We start from the raw sequence: 20,717 nt of genomic DNA, 5'->3' as shown, positions 1-20,717 counted from the left end.
GGCTCCGGTGCTTGCCGGGCCTCCACGCCGCCTGGCAGCGCTTCGTCCCGGAGGAAAGCTCCTCCGATAGCAACGCCCGTGCCCCCCGGCTTGTCCCTCTGCGCGGAGGCGGCGCCCCATGGCGAAGCGCCGCAATCTGCATGGCCCCCGTTGCATCCTGCCAGGGCCGGTGACCGCTTCAGCGGCGGGACGCCTGCTGGGTGAGCTGCTGGGACGCCTCGCGGACCTTGTCCTGGATGCGGCGGAGGTTCTGCGGCCCCATCCGCAGCAGGTGCTTCTGCGCGGCCGTCAGCCCTTCGAGCTTCGGGTCGGCGTAGACGAACATCGCGCCCTTGGGGACCACCTCGACGTCACCGTCGATGACAGGGACGGCGAGCACCTGCTCGAAGGCGAGGTGGAGCGAGGCGTCGAAGGTGCTTCCGGGGCGAGCCGTCTCCTTGTGGAGGCGCTCGGCCAGGTGACGCACCTCGCGGTAGGTGGATACCAGCACGCCCATGTCGAGCGAGCCCACCACCTTGCCGATGACGTCGTAGCGCGCGTAGCTCTGCCTTTCGATGACGAGCTTGCCGGCCTTGCGGCGTGCCTCGAAGGTGCCGGCCGGAGCGAGGAAGCGCACCGCCTCGCGGGGGCTGTCACCATGGGCCACGTTGTCCACGACGGTGACGAAGCGGCGCAGCAGGTCCTGCTCCTTCAGCCACGTGGCGAACTCCGGCATGAGCGACGCCCCAGCGAGCCGTGTTCGCAGCAGCGCGTCCATCTCCGCGGAGGAGGGCAGCGGCGGCTCCGCGCGCGGCGCCAATCCGGGGTGGGACGGCTTGGGGATGACCGCCATGGACGGGTGCGGCAGCTCTGTCGCCGACTGGCGCAGCACCAGCCACGTGCCCACGCCCGCGAACAGCATCACCAGCGCCGCCACGCCCACGCCCCAGTGCATCCGGCGCTGGGACTTCGTCACCACTTCAGGGTTGCTCATGCGTCCATCCTCCGAGGGATGCCGCATGGGATTGCAGCCGCGATGCCAGCAGGTCCGCGCCGCCGTGAAGCCGCGCGTTTCCCTCTGAGACGCAGGCCGCCGTGTGGCCCCGTGGCCACGCTCGGCTGCCTTGCGAGCGTGGCGTGCTGCGCGGCATCCCGTGGCGAAGCGCCACGGGGCGCGCAGGGGATTGCTATGCGCGAGGCCGGGACGCGCCCGAGTCGTCATCCGTGGCGGTGAGGGCGGCCTCGGCTGGGGCCTCGGACCAGCGGATGTGGAAGGTGGCCGCGGTGCCGTCGAACTCCTCGGGGATGCTGACCACCCGCCACCCACCGCACAGCTCCACCGCGCGCGCCAGCAGGCCCGCGGAGAAGGTGGGCAGGTCCGCCAGCACGTCATTCATCCGCAGCTCCACTGAAGTGGGAGTCCGCTCGACGATTTCGACCACACTGAAGTTGTTGCCGGCGCGAAAACCCATGCCTGCGCGAAGCAGCATCCGCCGGGGCCCGGCCAGCCGGACGACACCCAGCAGGGCCCGGCCGAAGAAGGTGCCGAAGTACGCGTCCATGAACCGCTCGCCCAGCGAGTAGTAGGCCGCCTCGGCGGGGACGCCGCCGTAGACGTGGCCGGCGGCGATTCGGAGGAACTCCTTCCACTGCTCCAGGGTGTAGGCCCGCTCCAATTTCTGGTCGAGCTCCAACCCCGCCCGGCGCAGGTGCTCACGGCACGCCGGGGTGAGGCGGTTCTCGAGGGCGCGCACGAAGAGCGCCTCGACGGTCTGGGTGAAAACAAGCTTCTCGGAAGGAGTCATAGAGGCGCCCCGTATACACCGGGCGGGCCGTGGGATGCTTGCCCACCGGTGAAATTTCGTTCAGTGAAACTGTCAGCGAGTGTCAGAACTGCCTGCGTCACGTACTGGCTGTCAGAGCGACATGTGAGTGACATGCGCAGGGCGCACCTCCTGGTTCCTTGGCGGGGAGTGCAGTTATTTCAGTTCTATCCTATTCATGCGAGGACCTGGGAGGGGGGCGTTCACGGGGCAGGCACGAGAAGGCCATTGCGCCCTGGCGAGCCCGGCCACAATGACGGAGGCCATGGACACGCGCACCCCTGGTACCTCGAAGACGGACCCGTCCTACAACGTGCTCCACCAGCAGCGAACGCGGCTGCCGCTGGACGTCCTCTTCGCGCCGCGCAGCGTGGCCGTCGTCGGGGCCACCGAGCGGCCCGGCAGCGTGGGGCGCACCGTGTTGTGGAACCTCATCAGCAACCCCTTTGGCGGCACCGTCTACCCCATCAACCCGAAGCGGCCCAACGTGCTGGGCATCAAGGCCTGGCCGTCCCTGGGGGCCTTGCCGGAGCGGGTGGACCTGGCCATCGTCGTCACGCCCGCGCAAGCGGTGCCCGGCGTCATCCAGGAGTGCGCGGAGCTGGGCATCCGGGGCGCCATCATCCTCTCCGCGGGCTTCAAGGAGATTGGGGCGGAGGGGGAGCGCCTGGAGCAGGAGATCCTCCGCATTGCGCAGGCGGCCCAGGTGCGCATCATCGGCCCCAACTGCCTGGGGGTGATGCGCCCGCCCAGCGGCTTCAACGCGACGTTCGCCGGCGCCATGGCCCGGCCGGGCAACGTGGCCTTCATCAGCCAGAGCGGCGCGCTGCTGACCTCCATCCTCGACTGGAGCCTGCGCGAGGCGGTGGGCTTCAGCGCCTTCGTGTCGGTGGGCTCGATGCTGGACGTGGGCTGGGGCGACCTCATCGACTTCCTGGCCGACGACCCGATGACGCGCTCCATCCTGCTGTACATGGAGTCCATTGGCGACGCGCGGGCCTTCCTCTCCGCGGCGCGCGAGGTGGCGCTCACCAAGCCCATCATCGTCATCAAGGCTGGCCGCACGGCGCAGGCCGCGCAGGCGGCGGCGTCCCACACGGGCTCGCTGACGGGCAGTGACGAGGTGCTCAGCGCCGCCTTCCGTCGCACCGGCGTGCTGCGCGTGGATTCCATCGCCGACCTCTTCTACATGGCGGAGACGCTGGCCCGGCAGCCGCGCCCCGCGGGCCGGCGCCTCACGGTGCTCACGAACGCGGGCGGCCCCGGGGTGCTGGCCACGGACGCGCTGGTGTCTGGGGGCGGCGAGCTGGCCACGCTCAGCGCGTCCACGCTCAAGGCCCTGGACGCCTTCCTGCCGACGCAGTGGAGTCACGGCAACCCGGTGGACATCCTGGGAGACGCGGACCCGGAGCGCTTCGCGAAGGCGCTGGAAGTCACCGGCCAGGACGAAGGCAGTGACGGGCTGCTCGTCATCCTCACGCCGCAGGACATGACGGAGCCCACGCAGACGGCGGACCGTCTCAAGCCCTACGCGAAGCTGCATGGCAAGCCGGTTCTGGCCAGTTGGATGGGCGGCTCGGAGGTCGCGGCCGGGGAGCGCATCCTCAACGATGCGGGCATCCCCACCTTCGGCTATCCGGACACGGCGGCGCGCATCTTCAATTACATGTGGCGCTACACGTACAACCTGGCGGGCCTCTATGAGACGCCCGCGTTGGCACAGACGGTGAGCAGCGCCCGGGACGAAGTGCGCCGGTGGGTGGAGTCAGCACGCGCGGAAGGGCGGACGCTGCTGACGGAGTACGAGTCCAAGAAGCTGCTCGCCGCGTATGGCATCCCCACCGTGGAGACGCGGCTGGCGGTGACGGAGGACGCCGCGGTGGCGGAGGCCGCGGCCCTGGGCTTCCCGGTGGTGGTGAAGCTCCACTCGCTCACGGTGACGCACAAGACCGACGTGGGCGGCGTGCGGCTGAACCTTCCGGATGCGGAGGCCGTGCGCGCCGCCTTCCGGGACATCCGGACGCGGCTGGAGACGATGGGGCAGGGGCCCGCGTTCGACGGCGTCACCGTGCAGCCCATGGTGCGGCTGGATGGCTATGAACTCATCGTGGGCAGCAGCGTGGACGCGCAGTTCGGTCCGGTGCTGCTCTTCGGCGCGGGCGGGACGTTGGTGGAGGTGTTCAGGGACCGGGCGCTGGGGCTGCCGCCGCTGAACACCACGCTGGCGCGGCGGATGATGGAGCAGACGCGCATCTACGAGGCGTTGAAGGGCGTCCGGGGCCGCCCGCCGGTGGACCTGAAGGCGCTGGAGCAGCTCATGGTGCGCTTCAGCCAGTTGGTGGCGGAGCAGCGCTTCGTGAAGGAGGTGGACATCAACCCGCTGCTGGCCTCGCCCGAGCGGCTGCTGGCCCTGGACGCGCGCGTGGTGCTGCACCCGGTCTCGGTGACGGAGGCGGAGCTGCCGAAGCTGGCCATCGAGCCGTACCCGAACCAGTACGTTGCGCCCTACCGATTGCGCAACGGAGAGGAGATTCTGCTGCGGCCCATCCGCCCGGAGGACGAGCCAAAGATGGCGGAGTTCCACCGCACGCTGTCGGAGCAGACGGTGTTCCTGCGCTACGCGGGGTTGATGCAACTGAGCACGCGCGTGGCGCACGCGCGGTTGTCCCGCATCTGCTTCAACGACTACGCGCGAGAGATGGCGCTGGTGGCGGAGCGCAAGGATGGAGAGTTGCTCGGCGTGGGCCGGCTCACGCGGCTGCGAGGCACGCGCGACGCGGAGTTCGCCATCCTCATCAGCGACCCGGTGCAGCGGCAGGGGCTGGGCGCGGAGATGCTGAAGCGACTGGTGGAGATCGGCCGGGACTGGGGCATGGAGCGCATCGTCGCGGACATCCTCGCGGGTAACCGCGCCATGCAGACCATCAGCCGGAAGCTGGGCTTCTCCATCCTCCAGCACGAGGAGCTGTCGCCGGACATGGTGAAGGCCGTGAAGGTGCTTTGACGCGCGCTGGAGTCGGGCGTTCACCATGCCATCGCCCCCAGGGACAGGGGGCATTGTCAGGAAGCCGCCACGCGCGAAGCGCCGTCACGCTCGGGGCTGCGACTCCCGGGCGGACGGCTGCACGTGGCGGCTACGGCTGCTTCGCGTTGTAGAGCGTGGTCTGGATGTTCGAGGCCTCCTGGAGGTGGGCCTGGACCGTCTTCCGAATCGCCATCAGCTCTTCCTTGAGCGCCGGGTTCTGCACTTGCAGCGCGAGCAGAGAATCCCCCAGCAGGGCGGTACCGGCATGGGCGGCGACTTGCGCATCCATCACCGACAGGTCGAAGGCAGGGGCCTTCATGGTGCTCAGCAGGTCGATGGTCTTCTCCACCGTCTGATGGAGGTGCTCAGACACCGGGCTCTCCGCGGGCGCGATGCCCTGGGCCATGGCCAGCTGCTCCAGGCGCTGGATGACCTCTGAGTGCATGGTGACCATGCGTGCGTTGTAGTCACGTGCCGTCGGGTCGGTGGCCTGCGCCTGTCCCACCTGGCCCAGAATCACCTCGCCCGCGTTGGCCACCAGGAGCACGCCCAGAATCTGGCCGTCCGTGAGCGTCACTGGATGGTCCGCGGCCGCCTGCTGGGGCCCCAGCGTGTTATCGCTGGCGCTGCTCTCTCCGCAGCCGGCGAACATCACGGCCGTCCCCACCATCGCCACACCCAACATCGCTCGTGTGATTCGCATGACTATTGTCCCCCTCAACTGCTGTTCAGCTGAAAGTTGGGCAGTTGAAAAGCACACCGCCATGGCCGGGAAGCACGAGCGAGATGTGCACGCGACAACGCTTTGGTGGACGGGGGGGCGGTCCGAGGCGGCCGGGTCATCGGGGGGGCGCGCGGCGGCATCGAGGCCATGCTCCAGGCAGCCGGGACATGGATGGGCACCGGGCCGCATGCGCTGATGGCGTCGATGAACGACGTGCTGGAGGACATCAGGCAGCAGGGGGCGCAGGCCCCGGTCATCCAGGCGATGCAGCCGACGCGGTAGGCCGCGTCATCTGGGTTTGAGCGCTCGGGATGGGTGGAACGGTCCGCTCATCCCGTTTGTGTTTCGAGGCGTGTCGGGCCCAGGCGACACACGCTCCGGCCGTTCCTCCAGAGCGATTGCAACGCGCGTGGCGGTGAGGTGCGCCGCGTGAGGCGGCGTCAGAGCCCCAGCAGCCCACCGGACCGCGAGACTCCCTAGTCGCTGCCGTCGCCGGACGTGCTGTTGCCGCCACGGGTGCTATCCAGCCCTCCTCTTTCCGAGGACGAGCCACCCGCGCTGCTTCCTCCGCCGCGCAAGCCCGTGCCTCCACCCGAGCCACTGCCGCCGGAGATGACTCCGCTGCCGCCGTGACCGGTGCTGCTGCCGCCCCCCGTCACGCTGTTTCCGCTCGACAGGCTGTCCCCACCGGTGGCGCTGTGGCCACCCGTGAGGCTGCCCCCGCCTCCGAAGCCACCTCGGCCAGCGCCGCTGCCACCACCGGTCCGGCTGCCGCTATCGTGCGGGCCGCTGCCACCACCGGTCCAGTTGCCGCTGTCCCGCGGGCCGCGGCCGGGTGTGTATGCGCTCGCGCCTGGAGTCTCGCTCCGGCTGCCGGTCCCGCCGTGGGCTCCCGCGCCACCCGTGCCGGTGTCGGCGTGGCCTGGCGTCTGGCCCGGCCCTGCGCCAGCATTCCCGCCGTCAGCCGTTGGAATCGTGGTGGTGGAGGGACCGCCTTCCAGCCCCGCGACACCCGGGGCCTCGGCAACATCGGCCGCGTTCACCGTGGGGCCCCGTCGCTGCTCACAGCCGCTCCAGAGGCAGGGCGCGGAAGCCAGACCTCCCAGCAGCGCCGCACGCTTGAGGCGCGTCATCTTCTGTCTGACGGTTCTCCGCATCCCCACCCCCTGACCTTCAGTCCATGGGCAACGGTACGGAGCGGGCCGGGGCCCGGGTATCGCGCCCCCGGACCTTGCGCCCGGGGCCTCGCGGACACGCCTCCAGGGGGCCTTCCCCCGGCCCTTCCGAGCGGGAAGGGGGCGCCTGCCGTCACGCCCCGTGCCGCCGATTGCGATTTTCCCGGTAGGGGCCGGGCGCGCCGCCTATTGTCCACGGGTGATGGCCACCTCTGAAACCCAAGCTCCGCTCGCCGCACTGCTCCCCAAGAAGGGCGAACCGCCCCTGGACGCGGATGAAATCCTCAACCGCTTCGTCGGCTACGTGGCGGCCAATGGCTTGAGCCTCTATTCGGCCCAGGAAGAGGCCATCCTGGAGCTGCTGGCGGGCAAGCACCTGTTCCTCAAGACGCCCACCGGCTCCGGCAAGTCGCTGGTGGCGACGGCGCTCCACTTCAAGGCCATGGCGGAGGGGAAGGTCTCCTTCTACACCTGCCCCATCAAGGCCCTGGTGAACGAGAAGTTCTTCGCCCTCTGCGACGCCTTCGGCGCGGAGAACGTGGGCATGCTCACCGGCGACGCGAGCATCAACCGCGACGCGCCCATCATCTGCTGCACCGCCGAAATCCTCGCCAACCTGGCCCTGCGCGACGCGAGCGCCCGCGTGGACTACGTCGTCATGGACGAGTTCCACTACTACTCGGACCGCGAGCGCGGCGTGGCCTGGCAGTTGCCGCTCATCGCGCTGCCGGACACCACCTTCCTGCTGATGTCCGCCACGCTGGGCCCAACGCACGTCATCGAGGAGAGCCTGGCGAAGCTCACCGGCCGGGAAGTGGCCACCGTGCGCAGCGCCGAGCGCCCCGTGCCGCTGGACTTCGACTACCGCGAGTCGCCGCTGCACGAGACGATTGAAGACCTGATTGCTCGTGGGAAGTACCCCATCTACCTGGTCAACTTCACCCAGCGCACCGCCGCCGAGCAGGCGCAGAACCTGATGAGCGTGGACTTCTCCACCAAGGAGGAGAAGGAGGCCATCCGGCTGGCGCTCCAGGACGCGCCCTTCGACACGCCCTACGGCAAGGAGTTCCAGCGCTTCCTGCGCCACGGCATCGGCATGCACCACGCCGGCCTGCTGCCCAAGTACCGCCTGCTGGTGGAGAAGCTGGCCCAGCACGGACACCTCAAGGTCATCAGCGGCACGGACACGCTGGGCGTGGGCGTCAACATCCCCATCCGCACGGTGCTCTTCACGCAGCTCTTCAAGTTCAACGGCGAGAAGCTGACCACGCTGAGCGTGCGCGACTTCCAGCAGATCGCCGGCCGCGCGGGCCGCAAGGGCTTCGACACCCAGGGCAGCGTGGTGGCCCAGGCGCCCGAGTACGTCATCGAGAACATCAAGCTGGCCGCCAAGGAGGCCGCGGGTAAGAAGAAGACGCCCAAGGCCAAGCCGCCGCAGAAGAACTTCGTGCAGTACGACCGGAGCACCTTCGAGCGGCTCCAGAGCGGCATGCCGGAGCCGCTGGAGTCCCGCTTCGCGGTGTCGCACGGCATGATTCTCAACCTGCTCCAGAGCGACCACCAGACGGAAGGCAACGGCGGGTACAAGCGGCTGGTGACGCTGGTGCAGCGCAGCCACGACTCGGACTACCTCAAGCGCCGGCACCTCAAGGAGGCCGCGCGCGACTTCCGCACGCTGCGCGACGCGGAAATCCTCGAGGTGGAGAAGGGGCAGGGTGGCTCGGGCGCCACGGTGAAGGTGGCGGGGGAGATGCAGCACGACTTCAGCCTCAACCACACGCTGTCGCTGTACCTGCTCGACACGTTGGAGCTGTTGGATCCGACCACGGACACGTACGCGCTCGACGTGGTGTCGCTGGTGGAGGCCATCCTGGAGAACCCGGACGTGGTGCTCTACGCGCAGCTCAACCAGCTCAAGGGCGAGAAGATCAACGAGCTGAAGGCGCAGGGCGTGGAGTACGACGACCGCATGGCGGAGCTCGAGAAGCTCGAGTGGCCCAAGCCCAACCGCGACTTCATCTACGGCACCTTCAACAAGTTCGCGCAGAAGCACCCGTGGGTGGGCGAGGAGAACATCCGGCCCAAGTCCATTGTCCGGGACATGTTCGAGCGGTTCATGTCCTTCCCGGACTACATCCGTGATTACGGCCTGCAGCGCAGCGAGGGCGTGCTGCTGCGGTACGTGAATGACACGTACAAGACGCTGGTGCAGACGGTGCCGGAGCGCTTCCGCACGGAGGAGGTGGAGGACTTCATCGACCACCTGCGCGCCACGCTCCGGCAGGTGGACTCCAGCCTGCTGGATGAGTGGGAGCGCATGCGCAACCCGGACGCCGCCGTCGAGGCGAAGCCGGTGGTGGAGCTCAAGCCGAAGGAGCTCACCGACGACCCGAAGGCCTTCGCCGCGCGGGTGCGCGAGGAGCTGCACCGGCTGCTCAAGGCGCTGGGCCAGAAGCGCTACATGGACGCGTTGGCCATGCTGGACAACGCGCTGGGCGAATGGACGGCCCCCAAGCTGGAGCAGGCCATGGCGCCGTACTTCGAGGAGCACAAGGTCGTGGTGCTCACACCCCAGGCACGCAAGCCCGCCAACACCTTCTTGAAGGAGTCAGGCACGCGGCTGTGGGAGACCCAGCAGCGCATCATCGACCCGGAAGGGCACGGCGACTGGATGATCGACTGCGAGATCGACCTGCGGGACAGGCGCCTGGATGAAGGCCCCATCCTGATGCTCCGCCGCATCGGCGTGTAGCCCGGCTCAGTCCTCGGAGGCCGGTGTCTCCGAGGGACGCGCCGCCGACAGCGACTCGGGCTCCGGCGGCGTCAGCTCACTCACCTCCAGCCCGCCGCCCGCGCCTGGCGTGAGCACCATCCGCCATTCGCCCGCGGCCAGCACCACGCGGTCCGTCTCACAGCGCACTTCCAGCCCTGCGTCCTCGACGGTCCACGAGCCCGCCCACACCGTCGTGAGCGACTCGCAGCCGGCGTCGTCGCACGCCTGCGTCTCCGCCACCCACACCCGGCCCTCGGGCGCAGCGGGGCAGGACACCGGCTCCGCGTAACGAAGGACGGGGCCGTCCACCTCGCCTGGGCCCGCGTCGGGGAACATCGGCTCTGAGGGGAGCAGTTCCGCGCCACGGGCGGCCCTCGCATCCCGGGGCACCCCGTCGAGCATCGCCGTCTCGGCCATGGCCACCGGCGCGGCCAGCCAGCCACACAGCAACGTCACCTTCCACCCCCGCATCGTCCACATGGCGACAAGCTCCTCGGCCGCGGTGTCGTTCGCGGCCCACGGGAGGCCTGTTGTGCAAGGCCTGGACCGGGTGGGTGTGTGGCTCTGGAGCCACGGGGTCGGGTGGCTTTCGGGCGGTGGCGCGTGCTGGCGCGTTTCGGGACCGAGTCTGTCGGGAATGACAGACGCATCGCCGTGATTCGCGGGCGCACGTCACTTTCTCGCGCGGAAATGCGGGCCAGTTCGCTGCTCAGCGGCTACCGTCGCACCATATGGCCCGACTGCGTGCCGTGGATCAGCCGCTGCGCCGGGATGTCCGCCTGCTTGGCCGGCTCCTGGGAGAAGTCCTCGTCGAACAGGAAGGGCAGGCGCTCTTCGACCTGGAAGAAGAAGTGCGCCGCCTCGCCATCCAGCGCCGCCGAGGCCCCGTGGCCGGCCGGCGCGCGGTGGCGGCCGAGCTGGCGGAGGTGCTCCAACGCCTGCCGCTGGAACGGGCAGAGCCGGTGCTGCGCGCCTTCTCCGTCTACTTCCAGTTGGTGAACCTGGCGGAGCAGCACCACCGCATCCGCCGCGCCCGCACCCACGCTGAGGCCGCGTCCGCCAAGCCCCAGCGCGGCTCGCTGGAGGCCACGCTGCTCGTGCTCAAGGAAGCGGGCATCCCCGCGGAGCGCGTGCGCGAGGCCATGCGCACCATGCGCGTGACGCTGACGCTCACCGCGCACCCCACGCAGGCCGTGCGCCGCACCCTGCTGGAGAAGCTCGACCGCATGGCGGGCCTGCTAGAGGAGCGGGACCGCTGCGAGCTGACGCCGCGCGAGTCCTCGGTGAACCTGGCGCTGCTGCGCGAGGAAATCACCCTCCTGTGGCAGACGGATGAGCTGCGCCGCGAGCGCCCCACCGTGGGTGACGAGGTGAAGAACGTCCTCTGGTACGTGGAGGAGGTTCTCGCCGACGAGCTGTCCCTGCTGCCCGAGCTGCTGGACTGGGCCTTCGAGCGCGCCTACGGCGAGCCGCTGGGGCCGGTGGACACGCCCGTGCGCATCCACTCATGGGTGGGCGGGGACATGGATGGCAATCCGCTGGTGACGCCCGACGTGTTCGCGGACACGCTGCGCGCGCACCGGGCCCGTGGACTGCGGCGGTTGCTGCATGACCTGGAGCGGTTGGGCGGGCGGCTGTCCCAGTCGGCGCGTCACGCGAAGCCGTCCGAGGAGCTGCTGAGCTCGGTGGCGAAGGACGCGGAGGCGCTGCCCGACACCGAGCGCCGCTACGGTCCCCGTACCCCGGGCGAGCCGCTGCGGCACAAGCTGCGCTTCATGGAGGAGCGGCTGCACCGTGCGCTCCACTACGTGACGCAGCAGCGCGCCGGGGCGAGCGTCCCCATGCCACAGGGCGCCTACCGCACGCCGGAGGCCTTGCTGGCGGACCTGGACGTGCTGGGTCGCGCGCTGGAGGCGTCGAAGGGCACGCACGCGGGACTTCGCGACGTGCGGCAGGTCCGGGAGCGGGTGCTCGCGCTGGGACTGTCACTGGCGGAGCTGGAGGTGCGCGCGCCGGCCGAGGACGCGGTGAGCGCGGCGGGCTCGTTCAACGGGGGCCCGGCGCCGACGGAAGGTGGGGCGCGGCTCCTGGAAGTGCTGGCACGGCTGAGGGAGGCCCAGTCGGAGTCGGGTGAGTCCGCGTGCCGCACGCTCATCCTCAGCATGGCCAGCACCGCCGAGGACGTGCTCGCGGCCTTCCGCTGCTTGAAGCACGCGGGCCTGTGGGACGAGAAGCGGGGCTGCGCCACGGTGAATGTGGTGCCGCTGTTCGAGCAACTGGGCGCGCTGGACTCGGGCCCGGACGTGCTGCGCACGCTCTTCGCGGACGCGGAGTACCGCAAGCACCTGGACGTGCGCGGTGGCCAGGAAGTGATGGTGGGCTACAGCGACTCCGGCAAGGAGGTGGGGCTCCTGGCGGCCAGCGCGGCGCTGTACCGCGCGCAGGTGGCGCTCACGGAGGTGTCTCGCGAGGCGGGCGTCCCGCTGCGACTCTTCCACGGCCGCGGCGAGTCCGTGGCGCGTGGTGGTGGTCCCGCGCAGGAGGCGATTCTCGCGCTGCCGCCTGGCGCGGTGGCGGGTGGCTACAAGGCGACGGAGCAGGGCGAGGCGCTGGACCACAAGTACGCGCGCCCGGAGCTGGCGCGGCGCACGGTGGAGCTCATCCTGGGCGGCGTGCTGCTGCACACGCTGGATGCGCAGCCGCGACCGGAGCCCGAGGCCGAGCGCACCTTCCGTACCGTGTTCGACACGCTGGCGGAGACGGGGCGCAAGGCGTATCGCGCCCTGGTGTGGGAGGACCCGCGGTTCCTGGAGTTCTTCACCGCCGCGACGCCGGTGGAGGAGATTGCGTCGCTGCCCATCGGCTCGCGCCCCAGCAAGCGCAGGGCGGGAGGCCTGGACACGCTGCGCGCGATTCCGTGGGTCTTCGCCTGGACGCAAAACCGGGCCATCCTCCCGGGCTGGTACGGCGTGGGCTCGGCGCTGGAGGCCTTCTCGAACGAGGAGGGTGGGGCGGCGCAGCTCAAGCGCATGTACCGGGAGTGGCCCTTCTTCCGCGCCGTCATCGACAACGTCACCATGGTGCTGGCGAAGTCGGACGTGGCCATCGCCGGGCGTTACGCGTCGCTGGCGCCTCCCGCCACCCGTTCGGTGTGGCGGCGCATCCAGCAGGAGCACCGGCGCACGCGCAGGCAGGTGAAGCGGCTGACGGGCGAGTCGAAGCTGCTCGACAACAACCCGCAGCTCCAGCGCAGCATCTCCCTACGCAACCCCTATGTGGACCCCATGTCCTTCCTCCAGGTGGAGCTGCTCAAGCGCAAGCGCGAGGGCCAGGCGGAGGTGGATCGTCCACTGTTGCTCACGCTCAACGGCATCGCCGCCGGCATGCGCAACACCGGGTAGGCTCCGCGACGTCGGACATCCGAGGAGACGGCGATGGCCAGGGAGACGTTCAGCGTGGTGGAGGTCAACCCGGCGCACCGCTTTGCGCGGCTGCGGCCCGAATCGGGCGGGCCCCTGCTGCACGCGGGGCTGTACCCGGAGGAGGAGGCCCCGGAGCCGCAGCTCCAGCTGCGTGAAGGAGACCGGGTGGAAGGCCAGCGCCGCGGGCAGTCGGTGGCGGACTGGGGCTGGGTGTCCCGCGCCGAGCCGCCCGCGGACCTGGTGGAGCGGATGGGCGAGCTGCTCGCGAAGTTGGAGAAGTACGAGCTGCGCGTGCCCGCCACGGCCTATGACCTGGCCGAGCACCACTGGCGGCAGAGCCGCGCCAACCCGCTGCACCAGGAGCTGCTCGCGCAGCTGCCCACCTTCTTCGACTGGGAGCTGTCCCACCCCTACGAGGACGGTGCGCTGTTGGAGCGGCTCCAGGCCGCCATGCAGCCGTACCTGCCCGGTTTCGAGGTGACGCCCCAGTCTGGCCGCGCCGCCTTCCACCTGGAGCCCGGTGGACACGACGTGTCGGCACCGGAGGGGAGCCGCGAGGCCCCCGTCTCCACCTTCGAGCCGCTGCTCCTTCAGGTGAACAGCCTGCTGGAAGGGGCCGGGGCCCCGGTGCGCTGGGTGCCCACGGAGGACGACTGGATTCTGGCGCCGCCGGGGCTCGCGGAGTTGCTGGTGCTCCACGGTGTGCTCGGCTCGCGCCAGGGCTGATCGCGGGGGCGCGGCTAGAGGCCGCCCTCTTCGCGCAGCACGCGCGTGACTTCGTCCGCCATCACCCGGTGGCCTTCGACGCTGGGGTGGATGCCGTCCACCTCCAGCCCGTCGAGGAACAGGTGCACGTTCGCTGGCTGGCGCGTCACCGCCTCCAGGTCGATGATGTCCGGGCCGGCGTCGCCGCCGCGGAGCCACGTGTTGACCTCCAGCCGCTGGACTTTCACCACTTCGTAAGGCGCGTAGTTCGACTTCTCCTTGGGCAGCAGGGTGCTGACCCAGGTGCGGCAGAAAGGCGCGAGCCGGCCCAGCATCGTGATCATCCGCGCCTGGATGACGGACAGGGAGTTTTTGTCGCCCAGGTCGTTGGTGCCCAGCAGGACGATGCAGTCGGTGATGCCCTGGAGCACCAGCACCTCGCCGTCGAGCAGCGCCAGCGCGTCGTAGAAGCCCTGGCCACTCACGCCCGCGTTCACCACGGGTACGCCCAGCGCGGCCTCCACCTTGGCGGGCCAGGCGTTGCGGGTGTCGTTCTTCGTGTCGATGTAACCCTCGGTGATGCTGTCTCCGATGGCCACGAAGGCGCGGCCCGTGGGGCCTTCCACGTCGACGGTGGCCACGCCGATGGCGCGGTCGAACAGGGTACCGCCCAGCGCGCCGGTCACCAGCGCATGGTTCCCCGCGCGCGCGAAGCTGCCTGGGAAGGCGCTGATGGCGCTGGCCGCCATCGCGCCCCGGGCCTCGAAGGTGATGGCCAGCTCGTCCCGGAACGTCACCGGGAAGTCCACCGGGTCCGACGTCCTCCGCGAGCGCGCGTTCACGGTGAAGCCCTCCGCGCCATCGAAGAAGAGCTTCACCGGCGTGGACGCCAGCGCTCCATTGGCGCCCGCCTGGGCCACGGTGGCACGCACCAGCGTCATGCTTCCGTCGCCCGAGCGGAACGTCACGCGGAGGCGCCCGCCGTCACGCGCCACCGGCACGCGCATGCGGAAGGTCGTCACGCTTCCCGCTGAGTGGGACGCGCGGAGCGCTTGATGGAAGCCCGGTTGGAACGAAGTCGCCGGCGGCCCGAAGGGTGGCACGGCCTGCACCTGCCGCCCGTCGTTCAGCACCAACACGGGCGCGACTTCCAGTGACGCGTCCGGCGCGTTCTGCTCCATCGTGGAAGTGTGGCTGTCGTCGTCTGGCGGCACGTCGCCGTCGGGTGAGTCCGCCACGCTGCCAGCACACGCCAGCAGCGCGCTGCTCGCGCACACGACGACCCTCCGCCACCCCGGCTTCATTCCCATTCCCATTCCTCCCGGCTTTGCAGGATGCACACCACACCGTGCCCTGCCAGCCGGCCGTCTGGGAACCCTCCGCCTCCGAAGCCTCGTCTGCCTGGCCGCCCGCCACAGCGATCGGCCTGCTGTCTAGGGGACGCAAGCCCCCACGCCTGGGTTGCCCTCCAACGCCCGGCAGTTGCTCGTAGAGCAGGTGGGCGTGCCACCAGGCTGACAGAGCGGGCGACAGGTGAGGCCTCCTCCCGCATTCACACACGCGCTTCCCGGCGCGCATTGATTGCTGAAGTCGCACGACTGCCCCTCCGTCCGATTGCCGCTGCCCGCGCACAGCGGACCGGACGTGGACGGGTAGCAGCTGAGTGGAGCCTCGCAGTCATCGCCAAAGGGGTTGCACGCCGTGGACGGCGGGCCGCAGACCAGCGGCAGCTCGTCGGTGCCTTCCAGGCGGAGCACGGTGTTGCACTCGCTCGAGTTCCCACATTGGGTCGTGGCATGGCACAGGCGCTGGCAGGTGAAGCCACTTCCTTCGCCGTCAGGCGCCTCGCGGCAGAACAATCCGTGCCGGCAGGTGTCGTAGGCCAGGCCCCCGTCACTGGGAGCCAGCGTGCAGGGCGCGCCTTCGTCCGCGGTGCCCGGGGCCACGCAGCGCCGCTGGGTGACGTCATTCTCCATCGCATACGTGCAGCGCTGGCCCTGGGCGCAGTCCTGGGCCACCACGTCGCACTCCGCTTCGAAGCAGCGGCTGCCGGTGCCGCCGTCCGCCATGTCCGCGAAGTAGCAGTCCTGGCCGTCGGCACAGCCTTCCTGCCGAGCCACGTCGCAGGCGAAGTCCCGCGCGCCGCCGTCCGCGTCCGTCCCGCCACCGTCCACGGTGGGCGTTCCGCCTCCATCGGTGCCCGCGTCCCCCTGGTCGCCGGGGCCGGGCCCGTTGCCGCCGTTGCAGGCCACGGCCCAGAGGGCCAAAGCCAGGGTCCCAGTCAACACATAGAGGCGGTCCACACGCATTCCAGAGCTCTCCCGGGGAAGTCTCCGAGGACATAGGCACCCGAATTCGATAGAGGGGGCCCCTTGAATCAGGCGTGGAAAGCAGCGGACACTTGGCGGACGCCCGGGGCCTGGAGGTTGGCCTGGCGCGTCACCCTGTGGAACTGTGGGTGTGGGAAGCAGCGTGGTGTTCGCCAGGAGCGTCGAACGTGGGGGCTATCGGGTGCGTATGACAACCAAGGCGGCGGATGACATGGAGAACGGGGATCCAGCCGCATACGCGAACCGGCGGGCGGATGAGCGTGTGGCGGCGCGGTTCGAGGTTCGCTTCAACCAGACGCAGGACGCGGCGCGGGCGCTGCGTGCGTACTCCATCAACATCTCCGCGGGCGGACTGTGTCTGCTGACGCGGAAGTCCTACGACGTGGGCTCCCACGTCCGCCTGTCCATGGCCATTGAAGGCGAGGAGTTCCACCTCACCGGCGTCATCGCCTGGGTGCGCGACGAGGCCGAGGCCATTGGCGTGCGCTTCACGGACATGAGCGACGAGGACCGGGCCCGGCTTCAGCGCGTGGTGGACAGCTTCAAGCGATAGCGGCCGGGGGCACCGCGAATGACGGTGCCCGCCGCCTCGCCGCGGTCAGCGCTGGGATTCCGTATCGACGTGGCGGAACACGCCCGAGTCGATTTCGGAGAAGCCACACGCCGTGTAGAAGTTGCGCGTCTCCGGCGTCGTCGTCATGGGGGAGACGAGCTGGAGCTGCTTCGCGCTCAGCACCTTGCAGCGCTCCAGAATCTGCCGGATGAGCGCGCGGCCCACGCCGCGACGGCGCCAGGTCTCCGTCACCACCAACTCGTCGATGGTGGCCACGCGTCCGCGCAGCCGGAGCTGGGGACGGTGCGAGAAGGACACCATGCCCACGGGCCGGTCCTGCGGGTCGCCGGCCACGAAGATTTCAATCTCCGGATGGCTGACGACCCAGTGGACCGTCTGCTGGTCCGTCCCCTGGGGGTAGCCCAGCTCCTTGAGGAGCGACGCCATGGCTTCGGCGTCACCCCGGCGGGCGCGGCGGATACGGAAGGCCGGCGCATCAGCGCCAGCGACGGGAGTGGCTGTCCGGAAGATTGGCTGTGACAAAGCCTTTGGAGTCTAACGAATGGGCCGCCATCCCTCCAAAGAGGAATGGCGGCCCGGGGTGCTTCTCCCGTGAGACAAGGGGCTCACGAGCAGGCGACTGTGGGTGTCGCTCTTACGGCTGCTCGCCCGCGAGCGACCGGATGGCGGTGGTGATGTCGCCCAGCTGCGGCACCGACGCCATCTCCAGCGCGTCCGCCAGGCCGATGCCCGGCAGGAACTTGCCGGCAAGCAGCCTCGGCGGGGCCAGCAGCGAGTAGAACAGCTCCTCCACCGTGCGGCGCACCAGGTGCTCTCCGAAGTTCGTCACCTCGGTGTCCTCGTTGACGAAGAGGACGCGGCCCGTCTTCTGGACGGAGGCCTTGATGAGCTCCCAGTCGTACGGCCACAGCGAGCGCAGGTCGATGACCTCCGCGCTGATGCCGTCCGCGGCCAGCGTCTCCGCGGCCTTCGCGCACAGGGGCAGGGTGCGGCCGTAGCTCACCACGGTGAGCTGCGTGCCCTCGCGCACAATCTTGCCCTTGCCGAAGGGCACCGCGTACGCCTCCAGGCCCGCGGGCCACTGCGGCTTCCACTGGGAGCGGTCTCCCAGCGGCGCGTCGATGAGCTTCGACAGCGCGCGGTCATCATCCGGCTCGCCCGGAATCCGCTCCTCGCCCTTCACGCGCAGGAGCGCCTTGGGCTCCAGGAACATGACGGGGTTCTTCTCCTGGCACGCGGTGATGAGCAGCCCGTACGCGTCCAGCGGCGTGGAGGGCATGACCACCTTCCACCCGGCGATGTGGGTCATCGTCGCGTCGAACGAGTGCGAGTGGTAGATGGACCCGCGGATGCCGCTGCCCACCGGCGTGCGCACCACCATGGGCAGGTTCCAGTCACCGAAGGTGGACCAGCAGGTGTTGCCCGCCAGCTTCAGCAGGTCGATGGTGTTGTAGACGTAGTCGCAGAACTGGATCTCCGCCACCGGCCGTCCGCCGGCCATGGCGATGCCCATGGCCGCGCCGATGATGCCGCGCTCGTCCAGGGGAGAGTTCCACGTCGTCTTCAGACCCTGCGTGCAGGTGAAGACGCCGCCCAGGGGGGCGCCCACGTCCTCGCCGAAGATGTCGGTGACGCCCAGGTGCTCCTCGGCGTAGTGCAGGGCCATGCGGATGGCCTGTGCCATGTTCGCCATGGGTTACTTGTCCTCCGCGTAGATGTGCTTCCAGATGGATTCCGGGTCGGGCTGTGGCTCGTCGCGCACCAGTCGGGCGGCGGCGGCCATCTCCTCGGTGTAGTTGTTGCGCAGCGCGTCCATCTGCTCTCGCGTCAGGACGCCGTCCTTCTCCAGCTTCGCCTCGAAGTCCGTGAGGCAGTCGACCTCGTTGCTCGCGTAGTTGGCGCCGGAGGCGGACGAATGGCCGTAGAGGCGCGACACGTTGGCCTCCAGGAGGAAGGGCTTGCGCTCCGTGCGCACGTAGGCCATGGCCTCGCGCAGCTCGGTGTAGGCCTCCACGACGTCGTTGCCGTTGATGGTCTTGCTGCGGATGCCAAAGGCCTTGCCGCGGTCGCTGATGCGCTGCTCGCCGTGCTGGCCCTCCGCCGCCGTGGAGATGCCCCACTTGTTGTTGGTGACGATGATGAGGATGGGCAGTGGGTTGACGGGGCGGCTGCTCCACACCAGGCACGAGGCGAAATCGCCCTCGGCCGTGCCGGCGTCGCCACCGGTGACGATGGTGATGCCGTCACCGCCGTGGCGCTTCTGCACCATGGCCGTGCCCGGGGCGATGGCGTACTGGACCTCGATGGGCGAGGACACCGGCGCCACGTTGTACTTCCGGGCGGAGTAGTGGCCCGCGAAGTTGCGGCCGCCCGAATACGGGTCCGTGGCCGTGTTCTTCATCTGCCGCAGGGAGCCGATGGGCTCCTCACCCAGCGCGAGCAGGGTGCCGGACTGCCGGTAGTGCGCATGCAGATAGTCGAAGTCGGGGCCCTGGCCCTTCTTCATGAGCAGGCCCAGGGAGACGTTGAACGCCTCCTCGCCGGGGCCGCCAATCCAGAAGTATCCGTGGCCCTGCTTGTACATCTGGATGAGACGCTCCTCGAGGACGCGCGTCTTCACCATGAGGTCATGGATGCGGACCAGCAGCTCCCGCTCGAGCGGCGCGGACGCTTCTGAGGATTCTTTGATGAGTCGGGGACGAGACACGCGCGACCTTCCTCTGGCTGGAGGGGACGCCCCTATAACCCGGATACGTGCCTCCCGCTCAAGGCAGTTGATGGGCCGCCTGTCGGGACGTCAGGCGGAGAGCACCTTCTGGCGCGGCGCGGCAATCAGCGGGGCTCATCCGTGGCAGGAGTCCGCCCGTGCCGCAGCGCGGTAATTCGCTCGGTGAGTGTGGTCTCGCTGGCCGTCCCGGCGTGCTCGGAGATGAGGGCCAGCGTGTCCTCGGATAGCTGCCGGGCGTGTGAGCTGTCGAGCAGCGAGGCCAGTTCCTGGAGCCGCCCAGTGTGCAGCAGCGCCAGCACCAGGGCATGGCCGGTGCGCGGCAGGGGCGCCTGCGTGAAGGCGGATTGGAGCGAGCCCACGGCCAGCTCCGGTAGCCCGTTGTCCAGGAGCATCTCGCCCACCAGGGCCGGATCGTGAGGGCCCTCCAGGTCATCATCCGCGTCGGCCGCACCCGGGGGGCGGGGCGTTCCGCGCAGCTCGTCCATCAGCTGCTCGATGGAGATGGCGCCCGCCGGTGCCGCCTGGGGCTTGCGGACCACGCGGGGGAGGGCGAACCGCCGCTTGGAGGGGCGCCGCTTCGGCGTGCGGCGGAGCTGCTCGAGGTTCATCACCCCCAGCACCATCGCCAGCATCCCCATCCACAACTGCTTCGACCAGATGGCCAGCCCCAGCACCACCACCGCCGTGGCGATGCCCACGCCGAGCACCACCCGTTCGTGGCGGTAGCCGCCGCGGGCGCGCACCAGGTCTGCCAGCAGATGTCCACCGTCCAGCGGCTGCATGGGCAGCAGGTTGAAGAGCCCCCAGCCGATGTTGACCCACAGGAACTGCCGCACGCCGTGGTCCGCCAGTCCGCCCGGCTCACCCAGGGGACGGAGCTGCGACAGGCCCCACACGAGCCCGCCCGCCAGGAAGCCGATGCCCGGCCCGGCGAAGCTCACGAAGGCCGACTGCAGGTGAGTGAGGTGCGCGGCGTCGTGGGTCTGGGTGGTGCCGCCCATGCCATGCAGCTCGATTTGAGCGGGACAGCCGTAGCGGCGGAAGGCCAGCGCATGCCCCAGTTCATGGAGCAGTACCGACACAAAGACGATGCCCACCCACAACGCGAGCCGCGCGGGCTCGGTGATGAGCGTCCAGCCCGTCATCAATGCGACGAGGAAGAAGAGCGGATGGAGCCGGACGGGAAAGCCGGCCACGTGGAAGTGGGGCCGCATGGACATCCGACTGTAACGGGCACACCCGCACCGTGCCCGGTGAAGGGGGGAGAGGCGCGGCGGACCCGGGGGGAATGACGCGGGGCTCCAATCAGGGCCATGACATTGGCATGACATGGCTTCAGTGACATGCCGACCGTGGCGTCTTCCCCGGCGCGGCGTGGATGTGGGGACAGGGCCTCGCGAAGCACGAGAAGTGAGATAGAGTCTCGAAACACCCCTGTTTCCCCCGCGCTCCCCCGCGC

At 69.6% G+C, this 20,717-nt stretch carries 17 protein-coding genes; 6 read left to right on the top strand and 11 right to left on the bottom strand.

Annotated features, from left to right (window positions below):
* Positions 1-178 precede the first annotated feature (178 nt).
* Both F8M74_RS16530 and F8M74_RS16525 read right to left on the bottom strand, forming a co-directional pair.
* Positions 179-973, bottom strand: a complete 795-nt coding sequence (locus tag F8M74_RS16530) for a DUF3014 domain-containing protein (protein WP_228559643.1) — start codon at positions 971-973, stop codon at positions 179-181.
* Positions 974-1,166: 193 nt separating this feature from the next.
* On the bottom strand, positions 1,167-1,784 hold the full coding sequence (locus F8M74_RS16525) for a DUF2378 family protein (protein WP_141258563.1): 618 nt from the start codon (positions 1,782-1,784) through the stop codon (positions 1,167-1,169).
* Between the two features lie 283 nt (positions 1,785-2,067).
* On the opposite strand from F8M74_RS16525, the gene F8M74_RS16520 reads away from it, so the two are divergent.
* Positions 2,068-4,806: a bifunctional acetate--CoA ligase family protein/GNAT family N-acetyltransferase gene (locus F8M74_RS16520; RefSeq protein WP_163884452.1), complete on the top strand. Its 2,739-nt coding sequence runs from the start codon at positions 2,068-2,070 to the stop codon at positions 4,804-4,806.
* Positions 4,807-4,936: 130 nt separating this feature from the next.
* Here F8M74_RS16520 and F8M74_RS16515 read toward each other — a convergent pair whose 3' ends face one another.
* The gene (locus tag F8M74_RS16515) at positions 4,937-5,530 is read right to left on the bottom strand and encodes a DUF4142 domain-containing protein (RefSeq protein ID WP_228559645.1); all 594 of its coding nucleotides are present in this window, start codon (positions 5,528-5,530) and stop codon (positions 4,937-4,939) included.
* A 168-nt stretch (positions 5,531-5,698) separates the two neighbouring features.
* Here F8M74_RS16515 and F8M74_RS38465 point away from each other — a divergent pair, with 168 nt between their 5' ends.
* Positions 5,699-5,833 (top strand): hypothetical protein, encoded by a 135-nt coding sequence (locus F8M74_RS38465; RefSeq protein WP_255470959.1) that lies wholly within the window; start codon positions 5,699-5,701, stop codon positions 5,831-5,833.
* Between the two features lie 194 nt (positions 5,834-6,027).
* Here the strand turns inward: F8M74_RS38465 and F8M74_RS16505 are convergent, their stop codons facing one another.
* Positions 6,028-6,708 (bottom strand): hypothetical protein, encoded by a 681-nt coding sequence (locus tag F8M74_RS16505; protein ID WP_141258494.1) that lies wholly within the window; start codon positions 6,706-6,708, stop codon positions 6,028-6,030.
* 220 nt (positions 6,709-6,928) lie between these two features.
* On the opposite strand from F8M74_RS16505, the gene F8M74_RS16500 reads away from it, so the two are divergent.
* Complete coding sequence (locus tag F8M74_RS16500) at positions 6,929-9,478, top strand: RNA helicase (RefSeq protein WP_141258493.1); 2,550 nt, start codon at positions 6,929-6,931, stop codon at positions 9,476-9,478.
* A 6-nt stretch (positions 9,479-9,484) separates the two neighbouring features.
* Here F8M74_RS16500 and F8M74_RS16495 read toward each other — a convergent pair whose 3' ends face one another.
* Positions 9,485-9,979, bottom strand: coding sequence for a hypothetical protein (locus tag F8M74_RS16495; RefSeq protein WP_141258492.1), 495 nt, complete (start codon positions 9,977-9,979; stop codon positions 9,485-9,487).
* A gap of 251 nt (positions 9,980-10,230) precedes the next feature.
* Between F8M74_RS16495 and F8M74_RS16490 the strand changes: the two genes are divergently transcribed.
* Together F8M74_RS16490 and F8M74_RS16485 are read left to right on the top strand one after the other, a co-directional pair.
* Complete coding sequence (locus F8M74_RS16490; protein WP_141258491.1) at positions 10,231-12,900, top strand: phosphoenolpyruvate carboxylase; 2,670 nt, start codon at positions 10,231-10,233, stop codon at positions 12,898-12,900.
* Between the two features lie 33 nt (positions 12,901-12,933).
* Positions 12,934-13,647 carry a hypothetical protein gene (locus F8M74_RS16485; protein WP_141258490.1) on the top strand — a complete coding sequence of 238 codons (714 nt, stop codon included), beginning with the start codon at positions 12,934-12,936 and terminating at the stop codon, positions 13,645-13,647.
* 14 nt (positions 13,648-13,661) lie between these two features.
* Here the strand turns inward: F8M74_RS16485 and F8M74_RS16480 are convergent, their stop codons facing one another.
* Positions 13,662-14,936, bottom strand: coding sequence for a GDSL-type esterase/lipase family protein (locus F8M74_RS16480; protein ID WP_141258489.1), 1,275 nt, complete (start codon positions 14,934-14,936; stop codon positions 13,662-13,664).
* Positions 14,937-15,059: 123 nt separating this feature from the next.
* Positions 15,060-15,935: a hypothetical protein gene (locus F8M74_RS16475; RefSeq protein WP_141258488.1), complete on the bottom strand. Its 876-nt coding sequence runs from the start codon at positions 15,933-15,935 to the stop codon at positions 15,060-15,062.
* 208 nt (positions 15,936-16,143) lie between these two features.
* Between F8M74_RS16475 and F8M74_RS16470 the strand changes: the two genes are divergently transcribed.
* Positions 16,144-16,509: a TIGR02266 family protein gene (locus F8M74_RS16470; RefSeq protein ID WP_216608601.1), complete on the top strand. Its 366-nt coding sequence runs from the start codon at positions 16,144-16,146 to the stop codon at positions 16,507-16,509.
* A 45-nt stretch (positions 16,510-16,554) separates the two neighbouring features.
* Here F8M74_RS16470 and F8M74_RS16465 read toward each other — a convergent pair whose 3' ends face one another.
* From F8M74_RS16465 to F8M74_RS16450, 4 genes are all read right to left on the bottom strand, one after another.
* Positions 16,555-16,956, bottom strand: coding sequence for a GNAT family N-acetyltransferase (locus F8M74_RS16465; RefSeq protein WP_228559646.1), 402 nt, complete (start codon positions 16,954-16,956; stop codon positions 16,555-16,557).
* A 208-nt stretch (positions 16,957-17,164) separates the two neighbouring features.
* Positions 17,165-18,223: an alpha-ketoacid dehydrogenase subunit beta gene (locus F8M74_RS16460; protein ID WP_141258486.1), complete on the bottom strand. Its 1,059-nt coding sequence runs from the start codon at positions 18,221-18,223 to the stop codon at positions 17,165-17,167.
* A gap of 3 nt (positions 18,224-18,226) precedes the next feature.
* A complete protein-coding gene (locus F8M74_RS16455) occupies positions 18,227-19,237 on the bottom strand; it encodes a thiamine pyrophosphate-dependent dehydrogenase E1 component subunit alpha (RefSeq protein ID WP_141258485.1) in 1,011 nt (336 codons plus the stop codon).
* Between the two features lie 125 nt (positions 19,238-19,362).
* Positions 19,363-20,472, bottom strand: a complete 1,110-nt coding sequence (locus tag F8M74_RS16450) for a M50 family metallopeptidase (protein WP_228559648.1) — start codon at positions 20,470-20,472, stop codon at positions 19,363-19,365.
* Positions 20,473-20,717: the final 245 nt, after the last annotated feature.

Source organism: Myxococcus sp. CA023, assembly GCF_010998615.1.
Classification (GTDB): domain Bacteria; phylum Myxococcota; class Myxococcia; order Myxococcales; family Myxococcaceae; genus Myxococcus.
This window is presented reverse-complemented; position numbering and strand designations above follow the sequence as displayed.

Bases quoted from the DNA above. Each gene is read 5' to 3' on its own strand.
- F8M74_RS16530 (WP_228559643.1), bottom strand. From the start codon at position 973: ATGAGCAACCCTGAAGTGGTGACGAAGTCCCAGCGCCGGATGCACTGG.
- F8M74_RS16525 (WP_141258563.1), bottom strand. From the start codon at position 1,784: ATGACTCCTTCCGAGAAGCTTGTTTTCACCCAGACCGTCGAGGCGCTC.
- F8M74_RS16520 (WP_163884452.1), top strand. From the start codon at position 2,068: ATGGACACGCGCACCCCTGGTACCTCGAAGACGGACCCGTCCTACAAC.
- F8M74_RS16515 (WP_228559645.1), bottom strand. From the start codon at position 5,530: ATGCGAATCACACGAGCGATGTTGGGTGTGGCGATGGTGGGGACGGCC.
- F8M74_RS38465 (WP_255470959.1), top strand. From the start codon at position 5,699: ATGCTCCAGGCAGCCGGGACATGGATGGGCACCGGGCCGCATGCGCTG.
- F8M74_RS16505 (WP_141258494.1), bottom strand. From the start codon at position 6,708: ATGCGGAGAACCGTCAGACAGAAGATGACGCGCCTCAAGCGTGCGGCG.
- F8M74_RS16500 (WP_141258493.1), top strand. From the start codon at position 6,929: ATGGCCACCTCTGAAACCCAAGCTCCGCTCGCCGCACTGCTCCCCAAG.
- F8M74_RS16495 (WP_141258492.1), bottom strand. From the start codon at position 9,979: ATGTGGACGATGCGGGGGTGGAAGGTGACGTTGCTGTGTGGCTGGCTG.
- F8M74_RS16490 (WP_141258491.1), top strand. From the start codon at position 10,231: ATGGCCCGACTGCGTGCCGTGGATCAGCCGCTGCGCCGGGATGTCCGC.
- F8M74_RS16485 (WP_141258490.1), top strand. From the start codon at position 12,934: ATGGCCAGGGAGACGTTCAGCGTGGTGGAGGTCAACCCGGCGCACCGC.
- F8M74_RS16480 (WP_141258489.1), bottom strand. From the start codon at position 14,936: ATGGGAATGAAGCCGGGGTGGCGGAGGGTCGTCGTGTGCGCGAGCAGC.
- F8M74_RS16475 (WP_141258488.1), bottom strand. From the start codon at position 15,935: ATGCGTGTGGACCGCCTCTATGTGTTGACTGGGACCCTGGCTTTGGCC.
- F8M74_RS16470 (WP_216608601.1), top strand. From the start codon at position 16,144: ATGACAACCAAGGCGGCGGATGACATGGAGAACGGGGATCCAGCCGCA.
- F8M74_RS16465 (WP_228559646.1), bottom strand. From the start codon at position 16,956: ATGGCGTCGCTCCTCAAGGAGCTGGGCTACCCCCAGGGGACGGACCAG.
- F8M74_RS16460 (WP_141258486.1), bottom strand. From the start codon at position 18,223: ATGGCGAACATGGCACAGGCCATCCGCATGGCCCTGCACTACGCCGAG.
- F8M74_RS16450 (WP_228559648.1), bottom strand. From the start codon at position 20,472: ATGCGGCCCCACTTCCACGTGGCCGGCTTTCCCGTCCGGCTCCATCCG.